Origin of the sequence: Ruegeria sp. HKCCA6707, from assembly GCF_013033515.1 — a bacterium.
Taxonomy (GTDB): Bacteria; Pseudomonadota; Alphaproteobacteria; order Rhodobacterales; family Rhodobacteraceae; genus Ruegeria.
The window spans coordinates 192,821-213,127 of record NZ_WQEG01000004.1; the positions used below are offsets into that span (position 1 = coordinate 192,821).

Sequence of the window (20,307 nt, forward strand, 5' to 3'; positions counted from 1 at the left end):
CCCGGTATGACGGACGCGTTCGACTATTTCATCGTTTTGGCGGACATGCGCACCGGATCGAACCAGCTGGAATCCAACCTGAACGCGTTGGACGGTGTCACCTGTCATGGTGAGGCGTTCAACCCCTATTTCATTGGGTTGCCCAAGCTGGATCAGCTTCTGGGCTTTACCCTTGAGGACCGCGATCGTGATCCGCTGGCTTTTCTGGAAACGATCAAATCGACCCCCGGAGCGCTCAACGGGTTTCGCTTTTTCAGCACACATGACACCCGCGTACTGACACCGGCCCTGGATGATCAGCGCTGCGCAAAGATCGTTCTGACACGAAACCCGTTGGACAGTTACGTGTCGTGGAAAATCGCCGTAGCGACCAAACAGTGGAAGCTGGTGAACATCAAACAGCGTCGCGAGGCCCAGATTGAATTTGACGCCGATGAGTTCTTTGAAGAGATGGAGCAGCGGCAAAGCTTTCAACTAACCGTGCTGAACCATTTGCAGAGAACCGGGCAAACGCCCTTTTACATCGGGTATGACGATCTCAACGATGTTGAGGTTCTTAACGGGCTGGCAAAGTGGCTCGGGGTATCCGCGCGGCTCGATGCTTCGCAGCAGCATCTAAAACGGCAAAACCCGACATCTGCTTTGGACAAAGTGACCAACCCAGACGCCATGGAACAAGCCGTCGCCAAGCTGGATCGCTTCAACCTGTACCAGGTTCCAAATTTCGAACCGCGCCGGGGCCCGTCTGTCCCTCGATACGTGGCAGCACCCAAATCCGCGTTGATGTATTTACCCGTGCGCGGCGGGCCAGAGGCCGAGGTTGCGAATTGGCTGGCCAATTTGGACGGTGCCGAAACAGGTGCGCTTCTGACAGATCGGGGTCAAAAACAGGTGCGGACTTGGATGAAAACCCATCCGGGCCATCGCAAGTTCACTGTACTGCGTCATCCGTTGGCCCGTGCCCATGCGGTGTTTTGCACTCGGATTGTGAATACGGGGCCGGACGCCTATGTCGCGATCCGCAATATGCTACGCAATCGCTACAAGCTGCCACTTCCCGGCACTGTTACACCGGAGAATTACTCGGTTGAACAGCACCGCGAGGCGTTTTCGGCGTTCTTGCGCATCATGCGCAACGTGTTGGCAGGACAAACGCCAATTCGGGTCGACGGGTTATGGTGCAGCCAGGCGCAGACGCTGCAGGGCATTGCCGCGTTTACGTTGCCTGACATGATCCTGCGCGAGGATGAGATGAAAACCGTCCTGCCCGACCTTGCCCGGCAATTGGGTCATGCTACACCACCTGAACCCGAACACGCGCCAGCCGACAGCCCGTTCGCATTGTCGCAGATTTATAACGCCCAGCTAGAAACGCTGGCGGTCGAAGCCTACCAGCGCGACTATCAGATGTTTGGGTTTTCAGACTGGAAACCGCTTTAGGGACGCAGCGTGATGATCGTCCCTTCGGTCACCATGGCATAGATCTCTTCGATCTCTTCATTGGTAACGGCGATGCATCCGGCGGTCCAATCCGGCGTCTTTTTCGCACGCCTAAGCTCGGACCGCAGGTTTGGCTGACCGTGGATGAAGATATCACCACCGGGATCAACACCCGCGGCCTTGGCCTGTGCGATATCCTCGGAATTGGGGTACGAAATCCCCACAGAAAGATGATACCGGCTACGCGGATTTCGGCGGTCGATCAAATAGGTACCTTCCGGTGTCCGACCGTCACCCTTTTTGGTTTTGGTACCACTGGGCGCGAAACCCAGGTCCACATCATATTCACGAAGAATCTGTTGGTTGTGCAACAGATACAGCTTGCGCGCACCCTTGTTCACCACAAGCGATGTCACTTCGGGCCCGTTATATGACAAAAATTTTGGGCTGGCAGACGCACAGGCTGACAAACTCAGCGTTGCCATTGCACCCAATCCAAATGCTCGACGATCCATGATCACTGCCTACTACTCGATTTTTTTTCAGTATTATGCCAGAAAACGCCAAATTCGAAATCACTTTTTGATGTCCGCCTGGGTCTTCAGGCGCTGTTCGATACTTTCCAGCCGTTCCAATACTTCGTCGCGATACGCATCCGTCTTTACCTCATCCTCGGCATGGTGGGCGTCTTGCATCGAATTCACGATCAGACCCACCAGCAGGTTCACCACGGCAAAGGTTGTCACCATGATGAACGGCACAAAGAACAGCCATGCATAGGGGTAAACAGCCATAACCGGCCGCACGATTCCCATGGACCAGCTTTCCAGTGTCATGATCTGGAACAGCGTATAGGCCGAAAGTCCAAGATCTCCGAACCAATCGGGAAAGGTTTCCGAGAACAGCTTTGTTGAGATGACGGCACCGATATAGAACAAGATCGCCATCAACAAAAAGACGCTGGCCATCCCGGGTAACGCCGAGATGAACCCCTCGACCACGCGCCGCAATCGGGGTGCCACCGAGATGACGCGCAAAACCCGCAGGATTCGCAGCGCGCGCAGAACCGAAAGGCCACCCGCGCTTGGGACCAAGGCGATGCCGACGATTATGAAATCGAAAATGTTCCATCCGCTGGTAAAAAACCTGCGCCCGGTTGCAATCAGTTTCATGGCAATCTCGGCAACAAAGATCGCAAGGCAGATCTTGTCCAGTGTCACAATCAAGGGCCCCACCACCTCCATCAGGGTCGGCGACGTTTCCATTCCAAGCAGAACTGCGTTGAAGATGATGACTGCGGTGATAAAGCGCCCAAAATTCGGGGATTCGATCAAGCGTAGCAGGCGTTCGGACGCCATTGAGGATCTCCAGTCAGGGTTTTGGGTTCAAGGTAAAGCGCGCGGCAAGTTCGGTATGTGACGACCATCGAAATTGGTCCACCACTTGCACCCATTCAAGGGTGTAACCGGCCTCAACCAATGTTTTCGCATCGCGAGCGAATGTCACAGGGTTGCAAGACACATAAGCGATAATTGGACTCGCGGCCTGTGCCAATTCGGCAATCTGCGCTTCGGCCCCGGCGCGTGGCGGATCGAGGACCACCGCATCAAAAGGTTTCAACTCATCCGTCATCAGCGGTCGGCGGAACAGGTCACGCGCCTCGGTCGTTACGCGTTTCAAGCCCTGTGCTTTGCGCCATCCCTGGTCCAGCGCTTGCACCATCGCCGCTTCGCCCTCAACTGCGTGCACTTCCGCATGTTGGGCCAAGGGCAAAGAAAATGTTCCGCTTCCAGCAAACAGGTCGATTATGCGTTTGGCCCCGTCGGTTGCCTGCATAACTGCCTGTAACAGAGCCTGTTCTCCATCTTTTGTGGCTTGCAGAAACGCGCCCGGAGGCGGCACAACGCTGGCCGCACCAAAGCGCTGCGATGGCGCGTGACGCATGGCAATCCCTTCGCCATCCCAGCTGAGCCGCGCCAATCCGTGTTTTTCAGTTGCCTGGGCCAGCGCCAGTTCCAATGGGCCATCCAAAGGTTTGCCACCTGTGACCGATACATCGAGACCGCCCTCTGACAGAGTCATCGTCACTGCCAAAACACCTTTACGGCTGCCGCCAATCATCGCCAAAGCTTCAGCTACCGGGATCGCGGATGTCAGCTCTGGATCAAGCAACTGACAGTCGCTTATCTCGGTTATCGTGCCCGACGCGCGCCCGTAAAACCCAGCTAACGTGCCCTTTTTTGTCCGCCGCACCGCAATCGTCGCACGCCGGCGCGACTTTGGGGGCGAGGTATGGATTGCGCGCATGTTGGTCGAAATCCCCTGCGCGGCAAGCGCGTTGCGCACAATGTCAACCTTCCAATCCGCCACAAAATCATCCGAGGCGTGCTGCAACTGACAGCCACCGCACGCTTTGTAGTGACGGCATGGCGCTTTCACACGATCATCAGACGGGGTGAGAACCCGGATATCTTCCAGCGTGGTCCCGGACGGAACACCTGTGACCACCTCACCCGGAAGGGTGCGCGGGGCATAGATCGGCCCGTCGGCGATGCCGTCACCCTGATGACCAAGGCGGAGAATGGTGAATTCCTGCGTCATGGCAGGCCTGATAATCGGCTTGCCCGGGTAAAAAAACCCTTATTCCGCAGCTTCGGTCTGAATAAATCCGCCAGATTGACGATGCCAGAACCGCGCATAGAGCCCGCCTTGTGCCAGCAACACATCATGCGGCCCGCTTTCCACGATGCGTCCCTGATCCAACACGATGATCCTGTCCATCTCGCTGAGCGTCGACAGGCGGTGCGCAATCGCCAGAACGGTTTTGCCTTCCATCACCCGCTGCAAAGCCGATTGTATCGAGGCCTCAACCTCGGAATCCAGCGCCGAAGTCGCCTCGTCCAGAACCAGAATAGGCGCGTCCTTCAGGATGGCACGCGCAAGGGCGATCCGCTGACGCTGACCTCCGCTCAACTTGACACCACGCTCGCCCAGATGCGCGTCATAGCCGGTACGGTCCTGGCCATCCTTGAGGCTTTCGATGAACTCATGCGCTTCGGCCTTTTGTGCAGCAGAGATTAGCTGTTCTTCTGATGCATTGGGATTGCCGTAGAGGATATTGTCACGTGCCGAACGATTGAACATCGCCGTTTCTTGGGTGACCATACCGATCTGGCTGCGCAGACTGTCTTGTGTGACATGACCGATATCCTGATCATCGATCAGAATCGCGCCTTTTTCCCTGTCATAGAGCCTCAGAAGCAGCGACACGAGCGTTGACTTTCCCGCCCCCGACGCACCAACAATACCCAGCTTTTCACCGGGTGCGACCTTCAGGTTCAAGGCGCTGACACCTCCGATATCGCGCCCATAGGCAAAGGTGACATCGTCGAAACATATGCCGCCGGCAGGAACGCTCAGGTCTTGCGCACCGGGTTTATCCACGACTCGGTCGCGCTTGGTCAGGGTGATCATACCGTTTTCGATTTCACCGACATTGGAATAGAGCCCCATCAGCACGAAACTGACCCAGCCCGTCATCTGCGCGATGCGGATAGACACAGCCCCGGCAGCCACGATGTCACCCGCCGTGGCATTGCCTGCTTGCCACAACCACAATGTTGCGCCCAACAACAGCACCGGCAAAACACCGGCCAGAGCCATCAGAAAGAACCGGAAACTGGCCGAGAGCTTACCGAAGGCCAGCATCTTCTCACGAAAATCGACCAGGGAATTCTGGGCGGCGCTTTCCTCGAACGACCCGTGGGCAAACAGTTTGACGGTTTTGATATTGGTGATCGTATCCACCACCTGCCCCGATACCATCGCCCGGGCACCCGCGCGCGCAGCGGACCGTTGCCGGATCCTTGGCAGATACCAACGGATCAACAGCGCATAGACCACTAGCCAGGCCATGAAAGGCAGGACAACAAGAGGGTGAATCGACCCTAACAAAAGCAAAGAACCCACAAGCGACGCCAAGGCAAACACAATCGCGCTGATGGTTTCCGACACGACCGATGCCAAGGCGTTTGAGGTCTGCATTTGCTTTTGCGCGATGCGTCCCGCGAAATCATCGTCGAAAAAGGTCACCGATTGGCCCAAGGTCCAGCGGTTCAAGCGGGCCAGAACCAATGTGGGGATATTGGGCATCAGCATGTAGCCATTGGTAAAAGCCGAAATACCAAACAGGATCGGGCGCAGCAGCATGAAAAACGCGGCCACCCCGACGATCATCCAGATGTTGCTTGCGGTCAAAAAGCCCGCACGACCACCGGAAACGGCGAGATCGATCACAAGTCCCAGCATCCAGGCTGTGCCGGCCTCCAAAGCGCCAGCCGCTGCCGAAAAGAACGCCGCGATAAAGATCATTGGCCAGGCACCGCTCAGGCACCAGCGGATAAACGCCCCCAGCGTTTGCGGCGGGGGCGTTTCTGTCTTTTTGAACGGGTCTATGAAATCCGAAAACCTCATTCAGCGGCCTCAGGGTTCATAAAGCCACCGGATTGCCGCGCCCAGAACTGCGCATAGAGCCCGCCCTGCGCCAACAGGTCTGCATGGGCGCCCTCTTCCACAATCCGTCCGCCATCCATGACCAAAATCCGATCCATCTGCGCGATCGTGCTCAGCCGGTGGGCAATCGCGATCACTGTCTTGCCTTGCATCATGCCGTAGAGCGTCTCCTGAATCGAGGCTTCGACCTCGGAATCTAGGGCAGATGTCGCCTCGTCCAACAACAGGATCGGCGCGTCCTTCAGGATCACCCGCGCCAGCGTCACCCGCTGCCGCTGACCTCCGCTGAGTTTCACACCGCGTTCGCCCACATGCGCATCATAGCCGGTGCGTCCCTGCGGATCTTGCAGATCCAGAATGAACTCATGCGCTTCGGCCTGTTTCGCAGCCTGGATCATCTGGTCTTCGGTGGCCTCGGGTCGTCCATAAAGGATGTTGTCCCGCACCGAACGGTGCAGCAAGGCGCTGTCTTGCTGAACCATGCCGATCCGGCTGCGCAAACTGTCTTGCGTGACCGTTGCGATATCCTGGCCGTCTATCAGGATCGCTCCGCTCTCAACGTCGTAAAAGCGCAAAAGCAGCTTTACCAGGGTCGATTTCCCGGCCCCTGAACGCCCGATCAGTCCAATCTTTTCACCGGGCTGAATCGCAATATTCACATGATCCAGACCACCGGTCTTGCGCCCATAGTGATGCGAAAGGTCACGGATTTCGATCCGCCCTTCGGTCAGCTGCAAAGGTTTGGCCGCAGGGGAGTCCAGCAGTTTGATAGGCTGCGCAATCGTCTCCATCCCCTCGGCCACAACGCCAAGCTGTCGGAAGAAACTGGTCAGCGCCCACATGATCCAACCGGTCATCGCGTTCAGCCGCAAGGTCAGCGCCGTGGCCGCCGCAACAACGCCCACAGAAGCACTGCCCTGCATCCACAGCGCAATCGCCCAGCCGACAACACCCACGATCAGCACCCCGTTCAACGTGACCAAAGCCGCATCCATGATGGTGAAGATCCGCATCTCAACCTGAAAGGTGCGCCGCGTTTCCTCGATGGCTTCGCGTGCATAATCCAGCTCTTGATCCGCATGGGCAAACATCTTGACCGAATGAATGTTGGTATAGCTGTCCACAACGCGCCCGGTCACAGCCGACCGCGCGTCCGAGGCTGCCTTTGACGCAGGCCCAACCCGCTGGACCGTCCACCGCACCAAAACGGCGTAAAGACCAAGCCAGATCACAAGGGGCAACAGCAGCCTTGGGTCCGCCGCCATCAACAGGATCGCCGCCCCCACCAGATAGGCCAGCGAGAATGAGATCGCGTCAAAGACCTGAAACACAGCCTCGCCCGCCGCGGGCGGTGTCTGCATGATCCGGTTGGCGATACGGCCCGCAAAATCGTTTTCGAACCAGCCAACAGACTGACGCAAAACGTGCTTATGGGCGCGCCAACGGAAGATCGTGCCGATATTCGGCAGAATTGCATTGTTCAGCAGCAACACATCCACGATGTGCAACAAAGGCCGCAGCAACAGGACAAACACCGCCATCAACAGCAGTTCGGTCCCGTGGGCCTGCCAGACTTCGGCAGGTGGCCCCGACAGCAGGTCAACGACGCGACCCATGTAATAGATCAGGCCAACCTCGACCGCAGCAACAACAACCGAGATCAACCCCGCCCAGAAGAAGACGCGGAAGAATGGCCGAGTGTAATCCAGCATGAAGGGCCACAACCGCGTGGGCGGCGTATCCGTTTCTTCATAGGCGACAAAAGGGTCAACAAGGTTTTCGAAATAGCGAAACATGGAGAGTGCTCCAATTGAGCAAATAGACAGACATGCGAAAAAGATGGCGCAAGAACACCACCCTACGGGTCAAGTGTTCAGGGCCTTAGCCGAACGAGATCCCGTAATACATTCGCATTCCTCCCTCCAAGATTGAGACAGGCGCACACTAGACACAAAAGATCTGATTTGTCATCCCCTTTTGAGACTTTATCTAACCCGCCAGCAATTCCTGGCGTGAAAGCGTAAAGCCCGAGGCGATCCAGCGGGCCTCCAGCTCGGCCAATTTCTTGCCCAGCGCGGGTCCCGAAAAATCGGGGATCAAGTCTTTGGCTTTTATAGGAAAAATCGCTTTTGCCCCTGCTTGCAGCTGGGCCTTGAACTGCTCGTCCCAGGGCTGCTCCAGAAAGGCGCAGCGCAACAGGGTTTCATGCAAGCCACCTTCTGCACCATAGCGAAACCCAAGCTCGGCAACTCCCGCCGTTCCGGTAGATTCCTCTCGCATCCGGGCTAGCCGTTGAAGCTGCGCCTTGCTTAAACGAAGGGTCTGGGCCACGTCCGTCGAAGCGATGGCCGCCAACCGACGGATTGGATCCGGTGTGGCCCCGGCATCTTGTTCGAGTTTGATCAGAATCGGCAAAGCTCGGTCTTCGATACCGGGCAGCAGATGCGTCAAAACACCGGTCTGACGCATGGTCGCAACGGACGGCCCCGGATCAGGTGCGCCAAGCAGTTTCAGCAGCTCGGCACCGACCCGCTCACGGGACAACCCGGCAAGACCATCCAAATTCGAGGAAATAGCCGCGAGCGCATCCGGGTCGAACCCGGCTTCGGCATCGCCATACCACGCGTGAAACCGGAAATACCGCAACGACCGCAGATAATCCTCGCGGATACGCGCCTGCGCGTCGCCGATAAAGCGAACATGACGGGCCTGAAGGTCGGGCAACCCGTTCAATGGATCAAGGATCGTACCGTCTGGCTGCGCATAAAGCGCGTTCATGGTGAAATCCCGTCGCGCCGCGTCTTCTTCCACCTTGTCTGAAAAGGCCACAACCGCGCGGCGGCCATCGGTTTCGACGTCACGGCGAAACGTGGTGATTTCGTGCGGAAGGCCGTGGCTGACCACCGTGATCGTCCCATGCTCGATCCCCGTTGGGATCGCCTTTAGCCCGGCCTGTTCGGCCAGGGTCATCACCCGTTCAGGGCGTGCGTCGGTGGAAATGTCGATATCCGAGACTGGAACCCCCAGCAGTGCATTGCGCACGCAGCCGCCAACAAAAAGCGCCTGTGCCCCATCATCGGTGAGCGCGGCACAGACCTTTTGCGTGGCCTCAGCCGTGATCCAGTCTTCGGTGATCCGCTTCATTCATGTACCCGTGCTGCCAATCCACGCAAAATACGCGCTGTCGCGCCCCAAATATAATAGGGACCATAGGGGACGGCGAAATAATACCGTCTCTGCCCCCGCCAACGGCGCGACTCGATCACATAATTCGCCGGGTTCAGAATATGTGCAAGAGGCACTGAAAAGACTTCGTCCACTTCGCCGGGCTCTGGTACAGGTTCGAAACCGCTCTCCAGCACCGCCACAACGGGTGTCACGGTGAAGGCGGTCACTGTCTCATGTGTTGGTAAATGGCCCAGAACCTTTGGCAGGTCTAAGGGCAGTCCGATCTCTTCCCGCGCCTCGCGCAGGGCTGTAGCCGTAACATCGATGTCCCCTTCGTCCTTCTTGCCACCCGGAAACGCGATTTGCCCGGGATGGTGTTTCAAGGCCGAAGACCGTTTGGTCAGGATCAGTTGCGCCGCCCCGTCTGCAATGGAAACAGGCACTAACACGCCTGCAGGACGCAATTTGCGCCCGGCGGGCAGAACGACATCGGGGTTCAGGTCAAAGTCACTGGACCCCGCGCCCGAACGGCCCAGCGCTGCCTGCAAAAGGGCAATCGTGTCAGCCACGGTCCGAATCTTCAGCCTCAAACCCAACTGTACTGGGATCCAGCACATAATGAGCGCCACAGAACTGACAATCTGCGGTGACCTTGCCATCTTCGGTGGTCATCTTCTCGATATCCCGCGCCGAGTAGATCGACAGGCTTTGGCGCACGCGGTCTTCGGAGCAGGTACAGCCGAACTGCACCTGCTGCGCATCATAGACGCGCGGCTGTTCCTCGTGGAACAAACGCACCAGCAAGTCTGTTGGCGCAACCGAAGGGCCGATTAGTTCCAGATCTTCGACCGTATCCAGCAGGATATTGACCCGGCCCCAATTCTCGCCCTCTTCTCCATCAACCAGATCCGCCGCGGTAAGGATATCACCACTACCTTCTGCCGACGCAGCAAAGGGTGAGGCTTTGGGCATATGCTGAAGCATAACACCCCCAGCCCGCCAATGCTCACCGACGCCCGGTTCGGTAGATTTGCCAAAGCTCAGCGAAAACCGCGTAGGCAATTGTTCGGACTGCGCGAAATACGCCTCGGCGCAGGCGCTGAGCGAACCGCCGGCCAGCGGAGTGATCCCCTGATAAGGCTGCGTGCCTTCGCCCTGATCGATCATGATCGCGAAATAGCCCTCGCCCACCTGATCAAATGGGGCGCTGTTGGTCAGGCGATCACGGTCGAAACTGGCATATGCGCGGATTCTCGCGGGCTCGCCTTCCTCCTGCGGCGCGTAATAGTCGGTCGCAATCATGCGCACAGCCCCTTTGGACTGTACTTGCAGCGACAGCTTCCAACGCAGCGAAACGGTCTGGCCGATCAATGCGGTCAGCAGGGCCATCTCGGCCACCAGTGCCTCGACCACATCGGGATAGTCGTGCTGTTTCAGGATACCGTCCAACACACCATCCAGCCGCGCTACGCGGCCGCGCATGTCGGAAAGATCAAGTTGAAAGGGCAGGACGGTGTCGTCCCACGCGATTTTTGTTCCAAGAGACATGGGGTTTCCTTACACGCCACAGGTTGGCATACCGCCACCATATAGGTCGAAGACAGTCGGTTGAAAGGGGCCATACATGATCAGACGGTTCGGTGAAAGCCCTGATCCCCAGCGGAAATACACGCGCCGCCCTGGTGTCTATGCTTTGCTACCGCGCGGCCGGTCCGTGTTGGTCACCTGGTATGACGATGGCGAAAGACCGGAATTGCAATTGCCCGGAGGTGGGGTTGATCCAGGGGAATCACCGATCACGGCCCTGCATCGCGAGGTTTACGAAGAAACCGGCTGGCTGATCGCCGCCCCCCGGCGCGTTGGCGCTTTTCGCCGCTTTACCTATATGCCCGAATACGACCTTTGGGCCGAAAAGCTCTGTACGATTTACACCGCTCGTCCCATCAGGCCCAAAGGCCCACCAACCGAAGAGTTCCACGAAGCCCGCTGGATGGACATTCCCGATGCGCTGGAACATTTGGGTAACCCCGGTGACCGCTTCTTTGCAGCACAAATTCTGAGGGTCAGCTAAGGCCCCTCATATTCAAAGAATACAGCCGAGACATCGTCATCCATGCCATCACTTGGATGCATCTTTTGGGTCAGGCGCCAGAACATATCATCAAGGAACTCAGCGCCGCCGCGTCCTTGGGCACAATCCAGCGCAAGGGATTCCAACCCGTCTTCATCCAGCAAGCTTCCGTCGGTCAGACGACATTCGGTAAAACCATCCGAATAGAGCAGCAACCGATCTCCGGGACGCATATAGGTTTCGATCTGCTCAAATTGTGCATTTGGCAACAAGCCGATCGGCAGGCCGCCTTCGCCCAAAAACTCGGCTCTGCCATCCTGTCGCAACATCAGGGGATGGGGGTGACCGGCCTGGACCATCTTCAGGTGACCATTGCGCAAATCGACAACGGCATAGACCATCGTAAAATACTCTTCGATGCCGGTATCTGCCAGCAGCCGGGCATTCAAATTCGCGGCAACCTCTTCGGGAGATAGCAGAGCGTAGAACTTGTCGTAATGTTTGACCATCGCGATGTTCTGATCGAAATACTTGCTGGATAGGTAGCCCCCCAGCCGCGCTGTCATCATCGCGGATGTGATGCCATGGCCCGACACGTCGATGCTGTAAAAGCCGATGCGATTGGCGCTTGGGGAAAACATCCCCACCAAATCGCCTCCAATATGTCCGCAGGGTTTCAGCAGCAAGCTCAGTTGCGACTTTCCAAATCGCCGCGACAGCTCGGGCACCAGCGACTCCTGAATTTTGCGCGCCTGCATAAGATCCTTGTCAATCGCATCATGCGCGACCTTCAGCTCGTCCAAAGCAGCTTCGATCATTGCGTTTTTTTGCGACAATTCACGCTGCATGCCCAGAATGCGCGCACCCGCCGAAATACGCGCCCGCAGCTCATCCGCCTCAAGCGGTTTGATCAGAAAATCGTCAGCCCCTGCATCCAATCCACGCGCAACTTCCTGCTTTTCGCTTTTTGAGGTCAGCAATATGAAATAGCTGTATTGATGACTGTCCAGAGCGCGGAACTTCTCACAAAACTCCAACCCGCGCATGCCAGGCATCACCCAATCGCTCAGAACCAGATCCGGCAGATCTCTTTGACACAGTGCCAAAGCGCTTTCACCGCTGTCCGCTTCCAGAACAACAAACCCCCACTTCTTGAGGGAGGCCGCCAGAATACGGCGCTGCAGACGGCTGTCGTCCACAATCATAACCTTTTGAATCGCACCAAAGTCCGGCGAAACACCGGCTTCGGTTTGACTGGCTGCAAGCACCTGAGAATCCTTGATCAACACAAACGACGTCAAACTAGGCGAACGAGCCTTAATATCTTGTGAAACGCACAACTTTACGCGGTGTTTACCCGTAAACGGTTATCACCCGCAGTAAGGCGGAGGTGCAGCATGATTCACTGGCCCAGGGTCAAACAATTGCGGGACGAGGTTGGCGCAGAAGAATTCGCCGAAGTTGTCGAGATTTTCTTGGACGAGGTGCAAGAAGCGATTGAACGGCTGAACAAGGATAAAAACCGTACCCAGATCGAGCAGAACCTGCATTTCCTGAAAGGCAGCGCACTCAGCCTTGGGTTCAATCAGTTCTCCAAACTGTGTCAGGATGGTGAGCGGCGTGCGGCAGCCGGGGAAGCCGGACAGATTGATCTGGCTGAGATCTTAAAGACCTATGATCAGTCCAAATCGATCTTCCAGTCCGGCTTGGCTGAGCACCTGCACTAGATCACGAATTGCGCCAGGGTCTCGTCATCGGTGATATCGGTATAGGTAAACCCGGCGTCGTCAAGATGCGCAAAAAGCCGGGCAAAATTCTCGGGCCTTCTGGTTTCGATCCCGATCAGGACCGAGCCAAAGTTGCGGGCTGATTTCTTCATATATTCGAACCGGGCGATGTCGTCTTCGGGGCCCAGAATGTTCAAAAACTCTTTCAACGCGCCCGGACGCTGCGGCAGGCGCAGAATGAAATACTTCTTCACCCCCGAATACCGCTGTGCACGTTCCTTGACCTCGGGCAGACGTTCAAAATCGAAATTCCCGCCCGAGGTGACACAGACTATGGTTTTGCCCCGGATAAAGCTTTGGATATCGCCCAGCGCTTCAATGGCCAAAGCTCCGGCTGGTTCCAGAACAATCCCCTCGACATTCAGCATTTCGACCATCGTGGCACAAATACGATCTTCGGACAGAACCAGCACATCCGACAGATGCCGCGATTTGAGCAGCTCAAACGGTTGCGCGCCGATCCGGCCAACCGCTGCACCATCGACGAAATTGTCAACATGATCCAGCGACACGGGATGCCCGGTGGCCAGAGCCGCGCGCAAGCAGGCTCCGCCGGCAGGTTCCACGAACAAGCAATGCGCGCGGTCTCCGAACCATGTGGTCACGCCCGCCGACATGCCGCCGCCGCCCACAGGCAGCAACAGATGGTCAGGCGCCTGGCCCAATTGCTCTTCAATCTCAACCGCCAAAGAGGCCTGACCTTCAATCACATCCGCATCGTCGAACGGCGACAGGAAATACCCGCCCTGCTGGGTGCACCACGCTTGCGCCGCGGCCAGAGTGTCGTCGAAATAGTCACCGGTCAGGTGGATCTCGATATTGTCGCCGCCAAAGATGCGCGTTTTCTGGATTTTCTGCTGCGGTGTGGTCACAGGCATGAAAATCACGCCCCGCACATCCAGATGCTTGCACATGAACGCCACACCTTGCGCGTGATTGCCTGCGCTGGCGCAAACGAACAGCTCTTGCCCCTGCTGCTTACGCATCGCATTGAACGCGCCCCGGATCTTGTAAGACCGCACCGGGCTGAGGTCTTCGCGTTTCAGCCAGATATCGGCACCAAATCGATCAGACAAATGCGCATTGCGCTGCAAGGGCGTTGCCGGGAACACAGAGCGCATCGCCTGTTCGGCGGCACGGGCACGGGTCATGAAATCAGTCATGCCGGTTTCCCTGCCCGATCACCGCTGAAAGGGCAAGGAATACATATGTGTACGAGGGGTTAGCGCAACTCGCGCTTTTCGACTATGTGACCGTAGAGGGCTGTCATTATGCTGATGCCCAGCATGAGAAGAAACCATTGGGCCACGATAAAATACAGAAAGCTCCCAACCATTGGAGCAAGAGGTGTTTGAAGCAGTAAATCTGGAATCGCTGTGAGAACTCCGATGCAAAGCGCTGCAAAAAGAATCGGTTTGTGGAACTCCTTGGTAGCAGACCAGGATTCAGGCACCCGCATAAACACGCCCACCGCTGCAGCTGGCAGAACCAGAGATAGTCGCATCGATAGGAATGAGATCGCGACACCAAGGAGGAACCCAAGAATTGTGCCATCGTTCGAAGACACACTGCCATCGTCAAAAAGAACCGCAGGGATAAGAAACACAAATATCGCGGCCAGCCCAAGCAGAACAGCCAACGGAATCGTCCTAAAAAACGCTCCCGCGTAGGCCAACATCCGGTCCTTGTTCCATTCCGGCCAAGCCAGACGGGGTTCGATGCCTTCAAGCACGTAGCGGTGCCACCCAACCGCGACCCAGACAAAAACCACCGGATACATTATTACCAATGCAAAAATGAACAAAACCAGCACCGGCTCGGCAGTGCTTTCCGCACCTGACTCCAATGCACCCGCAAGGCGAACTATCAAAAGATAGGTTGCTACGCCGAGGCAGAAGAAGGGAAAGAAGCTGATCCTCAACGCAGTGGAAGTGTTATCTATCAACATCAACACCGCATGTCTGAACAAACGATAACCCAACATGCAAAACTGCCCCTTCAACCAATCCGTGTTCTCTATCCCTCCCGTTTCACCCCAAATCCTTCCATACGTCAACGCACACAGCTTGCCCCTGCGTGCAAAACCCGTTAGGGGCCAGTCGATCTACGCATAAAGGGAAGTCAGATGTCCGCGCCCAAGAAAGTTGTTCTGGCCTATTCCGGTGGCCTTGATACCTCGATCATTCTGAAATGGTTGCAGACCGAGTATGGCTGTGAAGTTGTGACCTTCACCGCCGATCTGGGTCAGGGAGAAGAGCTTGAGCCCGCGCGCAAAAAGGCCGAGCTGCTGGGGATCAAGCCGGAAAACATCTATATCGAGGATATCCGCGAGGAATTCGTCCGCGATTTCGTCTTCCCGATGTTCCGCGCCAATGCGCAGTACGAGGGGCTGTACCTGTTGGGTACGTCCATCGCTCGTCCCCTGATCTCAAAACGTCTGGTCGAGATTGCCGCCGAAACCGGCGCCGATGCGGTGGCGCACGGGGCAACCGGCAAGGGCAATGATCAGGTGCGGTTCGAACTGGCAGCCTATGCGCTGAACCCCGATATCAAAGTTATCGCACCGTGGCGTGAGTGGGACCTGTCCAGCCGGACCAAGCTGCTGGAATTTGCCGAGGCGAACCAGATCCCTATTGCCAAGGACAAACGCGGTGAGGCCCCGTTCTCGGTCGATGCCAACCTGCTGCACACCTCGTCCGAGGGCAAGGTTCTGGAAGACCCCGCGGATATGGCGCCCGATTATGTCTATCAGCGCACCGTCCACCCCGAGGACGCCCCGAACGAGCCCGAGTTCATCGAGATCGGCTTTGAAAGGGGCGACGCGGTCAGCATCAATGGCGAGGCGATGAGCCCGGCCACCATCCTGACCAAGCTGAACGAATATGGCGGCAAGCACGGCATTGGCCGTCTCGATCTGGTCGAAGGCCGGTTTGTGGGCATGAAATCGCGCGGTATCTATGAAACGCCGGGCGGCACCATCCTGCTGGAAGCCCATCGCGGGATCGAGTCGATCACCATGGACCGTGGCGCAATGCATCTGAAAGACCAGCTGATGCCGCAATATGCCGAGCTGATCTATAACGGTTTCTGGTACTCGCCCGAACGCGAGATGCTGCAAGCCGCCATCGACCGCTCGCAAGAACATGTCACCGGCACCGTTCGCGTGAAACTGTACAAAGGTCTCGCTTCAACCGTGGGCCGCTGGTCGGATCACTCGCTTTATTCCGAGGCGCATGTGACCTTTGAAGAAGACGCCGGGGCCTATGATCAAAAAGATGCGGCGGGCTTCATTCAGCTGAACGCGCTGCGCCTGAAACTGCTGTCGGCGCGCGACAAACGCCTGTCGAAATAAGCGCAACGCAAAGGTACCGGCATCTTTGCCTGTGCCTTTGCTGTCGTTCTGCTTTCGGGTCGTTCCGTTGAACCGCTGATAAACTCGTCTCACCACCCCGTGACAATCGATTTCAGGTGATTGCACGCGGCTCAATCTCGGGTCACCCTGATCTCAGAAGGAGACCTGACATGACCCGGATTGCTTACCTCGACTACGTCAAACCTGCCCTCTTGTTTACCCTGCTGACGCTGGCCGCGCTTCTGCGTGCGGCTCCTGCGCCGGCGGCCGGAACCGAAACGCTAACGGTTGCTGGCGGATGTTTCTGGTGCGTTGAATCAGATTTTGAATCTGTCCCTGGTGTGATCGAAGCCGTTTCGGGATTTACTGGCGGATCCGCGGCCAACCCAAACTACGATCAGGTGAGCAAAGGCGGAACAGGTCATTACGAGGCGGTGCAGATCACCTTTGATCCGGCCCGTGTGTCACGTGAAACCCTGCTGAACATGTTCTTCCGCTCGGTCGACCCCACCGATGCAGGCGGTCAGTTCTGTGATCGTGGCGACAGCTATCGTACCGCAATATTCGTCTCTGATGCAGGCGAAAAAGCACTTGCGCAACAATCCAAAGCCAACGCGCAGGCCGCGCTTGGGCAGACGGTTGTCACACCGATCCTGAACGAAAGCACGTTCTACCCCGCAGAGGCCTACCATCAGGATTACTACAAAGGCAAAAAGCTGGTCATCACCCGCTTTGGCCCCAAACGTCAGGCCAACGCCTACAAAGCCTATCGCAAAGCCTGCGGTCGTGACGCCCGTGTTCAACAATTGTGGGGCAGCGACGCACCTTTCGTCGGGTCCTAATCGAACCGCGCTTCCCGGACCTCTTTCAGGTCGGGAATGACATCAGCAGTCCCGTGCCGCGTGACCATCAGGGCCGCGGCACGATTTGCTTGTTGGATTGCCTGTTCCATGGGCATTCCACGATCCATCCCCGCCAGCACATAGCCCGTAAACGTATCCCCGGCCCCTGTGGTATCGACGGACTGAACCCTATGGGCCGCGAAATCGACCGGCTCATGGTCTTTCTGGACATACCTAGCGCCCTTAGAACCCAAGGTCACAACCACATGTTCGACCGGCAGATCTGAAACCGTATGTCCAGTTGCCGCTTGCAGCTGTTCCGCCTCAACCTGATTCAGAATCAGAAAGTCCAGCATCGGCAACACCGCCTGGACCGCATCTGCATCAAAGGGCGCGGCTGCGTAACATACAGTCAGACCCAGATCGCGGCCCATTTTTGCAGCCTCAAGCTGTGCGTTGGTTTCGTTCTGCATGACCAGAACGTCTCCGGCCTCGGCCACCGAAAGGGCCTGACCCAGCTGCGCGTTGGAAATGGCGTGGTTGGCCCCTTGAAACAGGATGATGTTGTTCTCCCCCGCCTTGTCCACGGCGATAATGGCATGACCGGTCGGCACCTCAACCTCGGCAATGAAACGCGTATCAATTCCGTATTCAGTCAGCCTGTCCAAAGCCCAGCGCCCATCAGGCCCAACCGCCCCGATATGCGCCACCCGCGCTCCGGCCCGTGCGGCGGCCACCGACATATTGGCCCCTTTGCCGCCTAGAAACCGGCTTAGCCCATCGGCGGCCAGCGTTTCACCCGCACCGGGAAGATGCGGTACGTCATAGACCATGTCTGCGTTGATCGAGCCGAGGTTCCAGATCGCCATGTCTTACCCAATATCGCAGGAGGCCAGAATGGCCATGTTCAGGATGTCATTAGCGGTCGAGACGGTCGAACAGATCTGAATGGGCTTGTCGACACCCGACAGGATCGGACCGATCACGGTTGCGCCACCCATTTCCTGCATCAGCTTGGTCGAGATGCTGGCCGAATGGCGCGCGGGCACGATCAAGATATTGGCCGGACCGGTCAGGCGCGAGAACGGATAGCTGGCCTGCTGTTCAACGTTCAAAGCCACATCCACGGTCATTTCGCCTTCATATTCGAAATCCACGCCCCGCTGGTCCAGAACTGTTGGCGCACGATGCATTTTTTCCGCACGCTCGGACACCGGATAGCCGAAGGTCGAGAAACTGACAAAGGCCACACGCGGCTCAAGCCCCATATGGCGGGCGACGGCGGCGGAGCGTTCGGCAATATTGGCCAGATCATTCTCATCCGGCCATTCATGCACAAGCGTGTCACCGATCAGGACAATCCGACCCTTATGCAACAAGGCCGTTACCCCAGCGGCCCCATGCGCGGCGTCGGCGTCAAACACATGATTGATGCGGTCCAAAACATGCGCCGACTTGCGAGTGGCCCCTGTTACCAGCCCATCACCATGGCCATGCGCCAGCATCAGGGATGAGAACACATGCCGGTCGCGGGCCGCCAGGCGGTGAATGTCTTTGTGGTCGAAACCTTTGCGTTGCAGTCGCTGGTACAAAAAGTCCTTGTAGGCATCGAGATGCAGGGTATTGGCCGCGTTCACCACCTCAAGCTCGCGCACAGCATCGCCCAGACCGGCCTCTTCCAGCTTCTCCTTCACGTCATCCTGTCGACCGACCACCAGAGCTTTGCCAAAACCCGAGCGCTGATACATCACTGCCGCACGCAATACGCGGGGATCGTCACCTTCGGCAAAGATCATCCGGCTTTGGGCCTGGCGCGCGCGCGCGTTTAGACCGCGCAGGATGCTGGCGGTTGGATCCATCCGGGATTTCAAGCTCAGCTCATAGGCGTCCATATCGATGATCGGGCGTCGCGCTGCACCCGTGTCCATCCCGGCCTTGGCGACAGCTGGCGGGATCCGGTGGATCAAGCGTGGGTCGAACGGGGTGGGAATGATGTAATCGCGGCCAAAGGTCAGCGACTTGCCATAGGCCATGGCAACCTCATCCGGCACATCCTCGCGCGCCAGACGGGCCAGCGCATGCGCGCAGGCAATCTTCATCTCATCATTGATGGCGCGGGCATGGATATCCAGCGCCCCTCGGAACAGGTAGGGAAAACCCAGAACGTTGTTGACCTGGTTGGGGTAATCGCTGCGCCCGGTGGCAACGATTGCATCCACGCGCACCTCATGGGCCTCTTCCGGCGTAATCTCGGGGTCTGGGTTGGCCATGGCGAAGATCACCGGATTGTCCGCCATCGAAGCAACCATGTCCTGCGTCACGGCCCCTTTGACCGAGACGCCCAGGAACACGTCGGCATCCTTCATCGCGTCTTCTAGCGTGCGCAGATCCGTGGAAATTGCATGGGCTGACTTCCACTGGTTCATACCCTCCGTCCGACCCTGATAGATCACACCCTTGGTGTCACAGACGATACAATTCTCGTGCCGCGCACCCATCGCCTTGAGCAGTTCGATACAGGCAATCCCCGCAGCGCCAGCTCCGTTCAGGACGATTTTCACGTCCTCGATCTTCTTGCCCGAAATATGCAGCGCATTGATCAGGCCCGCGGCACAGATTACCGCTGTGCCGTGCTGATCATCATGGAAGACAGGGATATCCATCTCTTCCTTCAGGCGCTGTTCGATGATGAAACATTCGGGCGCCTTGATGTCTTCCAGGTTGATCCCGCCAAAAGTCGGCCCCATCAGGCGCACCGCGCGGCAGAACTCATCCGGGTCTTCGGTGTCCAGCTCGATATCAATCGAATTCACGTCAGCAAACCGCTTGAACAGAACCGATTTCCCTTCCATCACCGGCTTCGAGCCCAGCGCACCAAGGTTGCCAAGACCCAGAACCGCCGTCCCGTTCGAGATCACGGCGACCAGATTGCCCTTATTGGTATAGTCATAAGCCGTCTCGGGCGCTTCGGCGATGGCCTCACACGGAACCGCCACGCCGGGGCTGTATGCCAAAGACAGATCGCGCTGCGTGGTCATGGGAACGGTGGCCTGCACCTCCCATTTGCCGGGGGTCGGGTCCAGGTGAAAGGCCAGCGCCTCATCTTTGGTGATCTTCGCTTTGGGCATCTTTTCA

Annotated in this window: 18 protein-coding genes; 5 read left to right on the forward strand and 13 right to left on the reverse strand. The window is 57.3% G+C overall.

The window, feature by feature from the left end; translation table 11 throughout:
• Positions 1 to 6: 6 nt before the first annotated feature.
• Entirely contained in the window at positions 7 to 1,440 is a 1,434-nt protein-coding gene (locus GOW40_RS11820; RefSeq protein WP_171230979.1) for a sulfotransferase domain-containing protein, read from the forward strand.
• Here the strand turns inward: GOW40_RS11820 and GOW40_RS11825 are convergent.
• The 8 genes from GOW40_RS11825 to GOW40_RS11860 form a co-directional block, all read right to left on the reverse strand.
• Positions 1,437 to 1,955 carry a murein L,D-transpeptidase family protein gene (locus GOW40_RS11825; RefSeq protein ID WP_171097457.1) on the reverse strand — a complete coding sequence of 173 codons (519 nt, stop codon included), beginning with the start codon at positions 1,953 to 1,955 and terminating at the stop codon, positions 1,437 to 1,439. The two genes, GOW40_RS11820 and GOW40_RS11825, sit on opposite strands and share 4 nt — an antisense overlap.
• A gap of 60 nt (positions 1,956 to 2,015) precedes the next feature.
• Positions 2,016 to 2,798 carry an ion transporter gene (locus tag GOW40_RS11830; RefSeq protein WP_171132638.1) on the reverse strand — a complete coding sequence of 261 codons (783 nt, stop codon included), beginning with the start codon at positions 2,796 to 2,798 and terminating at the stop codon, positions 2,016 to 2,018.
• A 13-nt stretch (positions 2,799 to 2,811) separates the two neighbouring features.
• Complete coding sequence (locus tag GOW40_RS11835) at positions 2,812 to 4,041, reverse strand: class I SAM-dependent RNA methyltransferase (protein ID WP_171132640.1); 1,230 nt, start codon at positions 4,039 to 4,041, stop codon at positions 2,812 to 2,814.
• Between the two features lie 39 nt (positions 4,042 to 4,080).
• The gene (locus tag GOW40_RS11840) at positions 4,081 to 5,913 is read right to left on the reverse strand and encodes an ABC transporter ATP-binding protein (protein ID WP_171136641.1); all 1,833 of its coding nucleotides are present in this window, start codon (positions 5,911 to 5,913) and stop codon (positions 4,081 to 4,083) included.
• Positions 5,910 to 7,748 carry an ABC transporter ATP-binding protein gene (locus GOW40_RS11845; protein ID WP_171132644.1) on the reverse strand — a complete coding sequence of 613 codons (1,839 nt, stop codon included), beginning with the start codon at positions 7,746 to 7,748 and terminating at the stop codon, positions 5,910 to 5,912. Before GOW40_RS11845 ends, GOW40_RS11840 begins: the two co-directional genes overlap by 4 nt.
• A gap of 193 nt (positions 7,749 to 7,941) precedes the next feature.
• A complete protein-coding gene (locus GOW40_RS11850; protein ID WP_171132646.1) occupies positions 7,942 to 9,096 on the reverse strand; it encodes a CCA tRNA nucleotidyltransferase in 1,155 nt (384 codons plus the stop codon).
• Positions 9,093 to 9,737 carry a CoA pyrophosphatase gene (locus GOW40_RS11855; protein ID WP_171132648.1) on the reverse strand — a complete coding sequence of 215 codons (645 nt, stop codon included), beginning with the start codon at positions 9,735 to 9,737 and terminating at the stop codon, positions 9,093 to 9,095. The genes GOW40_RS11850 and GOW40_RS11855 overlap by 4 nt, the downstream gene beginning before the upstream one ends.
• A complete protein-coding gene (locus GOW40_RS11860; protein WP_171132650.1) occupies positions 9,682 to 10,668 on the reverse strand; it encodes an Hsp33 family molecular chaperone HslO in 987 nt (328 codons plus the stop codon). The genes GOW40_RS11855 and GOW40_RS11860 overlap by 56 nt, the downstream gene beginning before the upstream one ends.
• Positions 10,669 to 10,744: 76 nt before the next feature.
• Here GOW40_RS11860 and GOW40_RS11865 point away from each other — a divergent pair, with 76 nt between their 5' ends.
• Complete coding sequence (locus tag GOW40_RS11865; RefSeq protein WP_171132652.1) at positions 10,745 to 11,191, forward strand: NUDIX hydrolase; 447 nt, start codon at positions 10,745 to 10,747, stop codon at positions 11,189 to 11,191.
• On the opposite strand, the gene GOW40_RS11870 is transcribed toward GOW40_RS11865, so the two are convergent.
• Positions 11,188 to 12,459: a PP2C family protein-serine/threonine phosphatase gene (locus tag GOW40_RS11870; RefSeq protein ID WP_371731838.1), complete on the reverse strand. Its 1,272-nt coding sequence runs from the start codon at positions 12,457 to 12,459 to the stop codon at positions 11,188 to 11,190. The two genes, GOW40_RS11865 and GOW40_RS11870, sit on opposite strands and share 4 nt — an antisense overlap.
• Before the next feature lie 129 nt (positions 12,460 to 12,588).
• On the opposite strand from GOW40_RS11870, the gene GOW40_RS11875 reads away from it, so the two are divergent.
• Entirely contained in the window at positions 12,589 to 12,918 is a 330-nt protein-coding gene (locus GOW40_RS11875) for an Hpt domain-containing protein (protein ID WP_171132654.1), read from the forward strand.
• Here GOW40_RS11875 and ilvA read toward each other — a convergent pair.
• Entirely contained in the window at positions 12,915 to 14,141 is a 1,227-nt protein-coding gene (ilvA, locus tag GOW40_RS11880) for a threonine ammonia-lyase IlvA (protein WP_171230980.1), read from the reverse strand. The genes GOW40_RS11875 and ilvA overlap by 4 nt on opposite strands.
• 59 nt (positions 14,142 to 14,200) lie before the next feature.
• The gene (locus GOW40_RS11885) at positions 14,201 to 14,962 is read right to left on the reverse strand and encodes a hypothetical protein (RefSeq protein ID WP_171132658.1); all 762 of its coding nucleotides are present in this window, start codon (positions 14,960 to 14,962) and stop codon (positions 14,201 to 14,203) included.
• Between the two features lie 141 nt (positions 14,963 to 15,103).
• On the opposite strand from GOW40_RS11885, the gene GOW40_RS11890 reads away from it, so the two are divergent.
• Together GOW40_RS11890 and msrA are read left to right on the forward strand one after the other, a co-directional pair.
• Entirely contained in the window at positions 15,104 to 16,330 is a 1,227-nt protein-coding gene (locus tag GOW40_RS11890) for an argininosuccinate synthase (protein ID WP_171132660.1), read from the forward strand.
• Between the two features lie 170 nt (positions 16,331 to 16,500).
• On the forward strand, positions 16,501 to 17,172 hold the full coding sequence (gene msrA / locus GOW40_RS11895; protein ID WP_171230981.1) for a peptide-methionine (S)-S-oxide reductase MsrA: 672 nt from the start codon (positions 16,501 to 16,503) through the stop codon (positions 17,170 to 17,172).
• Here the strand turns inward: msrA and GOW40_RS11900 are convergent.
• On the reverse strand, positions 17,169 to 18,041 hold the full coding sequence (locus tag GOW40_RS11900) for a ribokinase (RefSeq protein ID WP_171132665.1): 873 nt from the start codon (positions 18,039 to 18,041) through the stop codon (positions 17,169 to 17,171). The genes msrA and GOW40_RS11900 overlap by 4 nt on opposite strands.
• A 3-nt stretch (positions 18,042 to 18,044) precedes the next feature.
• Positions 18,045 to 20,300, reverse strand: coding sequence for an NADP-dependent malic enzyme (locus tag GOW40_RS11905; protein ID WP_171132667.1), 2,256 nt, complete (start codon positions 20,298 to 20,300; stop codon positions 18,045 to 18,047).
• Positions 20,301 to 20,307: the final 7 nt, after the last annotated feature.

What these genes read in the sequence shown, in the direction of transcription:
- GOW40_RS11820 (WP_171230979.1), top strand. Translation starts at nt 7, where the DNA reads ATGACGGACGCGTTCGACTATTTCATCGTTTTGGCGGACATGCGCACC.
- GOW40_RS11825 (WP_171097457.1), bottom strand. Translation starts at nt 1,955, where the DNA reads ATGGATCGTCGAGCATTTGGATTGGGTGCAATGGCAACGCTGAGTTTG.
- GOW40_RS11830 (WP_171132638.1), bottom strand. Translation starts at nt 2,798, where the DNA reads ATGGCGTCCGAACGCCTGCTACGCTTGATCGAATCCCCGAATTTTGGG.
- GOW40_RS11835 (WP_171132640.1), bottom strand. Translation starts at nt 4,041, where the DNA reads ATGACGCAGGAATTCACCATTCTCCGCCTTGGTCATCAGGGTGACGGC.
- GOW40_RS11840 (WP_171136641.1), bottom strand. Translation starts at nt 5,913, where the DNA reads ATGAGGTTTTCGGATTTCATAGACCCGTTCAAAAAGACAGAAACGCCC.
- GOW40_RS11845 (WP_171132644.1), bottom strand. Translation starts at nt 7,748, where the DNA reads ATGTTTCGCTATTTCGAAAACCTTGTTGACCCTTTTGTCGCCTATGAA.
- GOW40_RS11850 (WP_171132646.1), bottom strand. Translation starts at nt 9,096, where the DNA reads ATGAAGCGGATCACCGAAGACTGGATCACGGCTGAGGCCACGCAAAAG.
- GOW40_RS11855 (WP_171132648.1), bottom strand. Translation starts at nt 9,737, where the DNA reads ATGTGCTGGATCCCAGTACAGTTGGGTTTGAGGCTGAAGATTCGGACC.
- GOW40_RS11860 (WP_171132650.1), bottom strand. Translation starts at nt 10,668, where the DNA reads ATGTCTCTTGGAACAAAAATCGCGTGGGACGACACCGTCCTGCCCTTT.
- GOW40_RS11865 (WP_171132652.1), top strand. Translation starts at nt 10,745, where the DNA reads ATGATCAGACGGTTCGGTGAAAGCCCTGATCCCCAGCGGAAATACACG.
- GOW40_RS11875 (WP_171132654.1), top strand. Translation starts at nt 12,589, where the DNA reads ATGATTCACTGGCCCAGGGTCAAACAATTGCGGGACGAGGTTGGCGCA.
- ilvA (WP_171230980.1), bottom strand. Translation starts at nt 14,141, where the DNA reads ATGACTGATTTCATGACCCGTGCCCGTGCCGCCGAACAGGCGATGCGC.
- GOW40_RS11885 (WP_171132658.1), bottom strand. Translation starts at nt 14,962, where the DNA reads ATGTTGGGTTATCGTTTGTTCAGACATGCGGTGTTGATGTTGATAGAT.
- GOW40_RS11890 (WP_171132660.1), top strand. Translation starts at nt 15,104, where the DNA reads ATGTCCGCGCCCAAGAAAGTTGTTCTGGCCTATTCCGGTGGCCTTGAT.
- msrA (WP_171230981.1), top strand. Translation starts at nt 16,501, where the DNA reads ATGACCCGGATTGCTTACCTCGACTACGTCAAACCTGCCCTCTTGTTT.
- GOW40_RS11900 (WP_171132665.1), bottom strand. Translation starts at nt 18,041, where the DNA reads ATGGCGATCTGGAACCTCGGCTCGATCAACGCAGACATGGTCTATGAC.
- GOW40_RS11905 (WP_171132667.1), bottom strand. Translation starts at nt 20,300, where the DNA reads ATGCCCAAAGCGAAGATCACCAAAGATGAGGCGCTGGCCTTTCACCTG.